Here is a 2,326-nt window from a genome sequence, read left to right as displayed (position 1 = left end):
TGGGAAACATGACGTGAGCCAAAAGATAGAATACCACTAATGGTATAGTTATCCCCCAACAGATCCACCACACCATCACCATAAACCCAAGGAAAAGAACCCCCCAACCGGCGCACTTCCACCCGTCCTGCTTCAGCAATCCGTTTAACAATGGCACCAATTTCATCTTTATGAGCAGTAATCGCAATGGGACTAGCACCAGCATCCTTACCAGGGATTTTCGCAATGACATTTCCAGCCCGATCCTGCCAAGTTTCCACCCCTAAAGCTTGAAACCGATGCAGTAACAATTGGTCAATTTCCTCTTCCGCACCACTGGGGGAATGGTGCATAACTAACTCTTCTATGGTTTTGAACAGTTGGTCGTAATTGTTAGTCATTGTTGGGAATAGGGAACAGGGAACAGGGAACAGGGAACAGGGAAGAAGAATTGACGAAAAGCGATGCAGAGGTGCGACCCGTGGCGAATTTAATTACGGGTCAAGCGCACCTAAGCTGTCTTGGGGAGCCAGTTGCTCATCTGATATCATATCGAGATAATTACCCTTAATAACAAACTCCCCAAACTCCCCACACTTCCCACACCTCCCACACTCCCCTGTCTTTCCCGATTCCCGATTCCCGATTCCCGATTCCCAATTCCCGATTCCCGATTCTAAATTCTAAATTCTAAATTCCCTATTCCCGATTCCCTATCCCCTATTCCTTCTTCCTGATTCCCTTAGAACCTATCCCTAAAGCCCCCAAGGCGAATAGACCTAAAGCCGTTGCTGGTTCAGGAACATTAGCTGGGTGTGAATTGTTATTATCTGGGTTTGGATCGTTCAATGCTGACAGGGCTAAATCCGCAATGATTCGATAAACACCAGTAGTTGGATGTTGTAAATCCCAGAAGAAAAACTCCTCGGGATTCTCACATACAAATTGTGCTGGTATATTCAAACAAGGACTAGTTACATTGGTGAAACCAAATTCCGTCGGCTGAGCCAGAATTTCCCTAAATATAGAATTAACATCAACCGGGATGATATTGACATCTGAGTCGGGAGTCTGACTGAATTGATCGAGTAGTTCAGACAAACCAGAGTTATGGTCTTCTGTCAAAGTGTTGAGGGCATCGCTAGTACCAGGAACACGCCCATCAACTCCCAGAGCAATGGGCGTATTGCCCAAATCTGGCAAGTTAACTACCATAATATTCTTAGCCCCAACCTCAGTCAGGTCTTGCAGTGCATCTGACAAATTTGCCAGAGTGGTGTCAGTTTCTGTAAATGGTTCAAAACTGCCTTGGTTGGGTAGATAATCATTAGCACCAGCCCACACTATATACAGAGCATCTGGGTCAGCCGACTGACCGGCTTGTATCAGGGGAACAGTAAAGGCATCAATCTGTGGTTGCAATCCTGGTAAAACTACCAATCCAGAGGAGGTAACAGGGGCAGTTTGTCCAGTGCCTGTAGTAGAACCACCAAAAGCGAAGTTAATGCCAACAGTCGGGATAGCACCTGAGCCAATAGTGGTAAACAGAGTGGGGTTTAATTCCAAATCCCCTGCGAGATAATCCACCCAGTTGGGACCATTGGAAAAACGTCCCTCAAAATAAGGTGGACTGGGGGGAATTCGCTCTGCGGTGGCATTGAATAAATTGCCTTGATCAGAGAGGCTGTCTCCAAAGATATACATCTTGCTAAACAACTCGATAGCATTTGCCTTGAGGGGCAACATTAAAGAGAAAAAGACTAATCCTGTAGCAGCAATTTGTGTCTTCATGATAGTTTTTTACCTTAATTGCAGATAATTATCTCAGATCATGTCCGATTTAATACTTATCCTTCTTGGTTGATAGTAAATTGAACCTTGAAAATTAACTAACCATAAGCAATTAGCAATTCAAAATTCAAAATTCAAAATTCAAAATTCACAGGCATCGGATCAACCATTTTAGACGTGATTAACCGGACTTGATATCATGTCTGGCATTGACACACTTTACCAATCACCACTAATTACTAACCAATGACAATACCTGTTAGGAATTGTGCTTAAGCACAACTAAAAGCTGTTTTCAACTGTTTTTTAGTGAGCATTCAGCCCTCAGCGGTCAGCTATCAGCTTATTTTATTCAAAGGTGCGCACCTAAAAGCACCGATTGCGCTACGCACAAGCTGCGCGAACAGTAGCACCTCAAGTAACCCATAAGCTGATAGCTGATAGCTGATAGCTGATAGCTGATAGCTGATAGCTGATAGCTGATAGCTGATAGCTGATAGCTGATAGCTGATAGCTGATAGCTGATAGCTGATAGCTGATAGCTGATAGCTGATAG

General features: G+C 44.1%; 1 protein-coding gene and 1 pseudogene. Both read right to left on the bottom strand.

The features are described from left to right. Positions 1-380, bottom strand: a pseudogene (locus F6K20_RS34590) (M42 family peptidase); the annotation flags it as partial. A gap of 319 nt (positions 381-699) precedes the next feature. Beyond that, positions 700-1,770, bottom strand: a complete 1,071-nt coding sequence (locus tag F6K20_RS34585; protein ID WP_008189944.1) for an SGNH/GDSL hydrolase family protein — start codon at positions 1,768-1,770, stop codon at positions 700-702. Positions 1,771-2,326 lie beyond the last annotated feature (556 nt).

The sequence above is a fragment of the Moorena sp. SIO2C4 genome (genome assembly GCF_010672485.1).
Lineage (GTDB): Bacteria > Cyanobacteriota > Cyanobacteriia > Cyanobacteriales > Coleofasciculaceae > Moorena > Moorena producens.
This window is presented reverse-complemented; position numbering and strand designations above follow the sequence as displayed.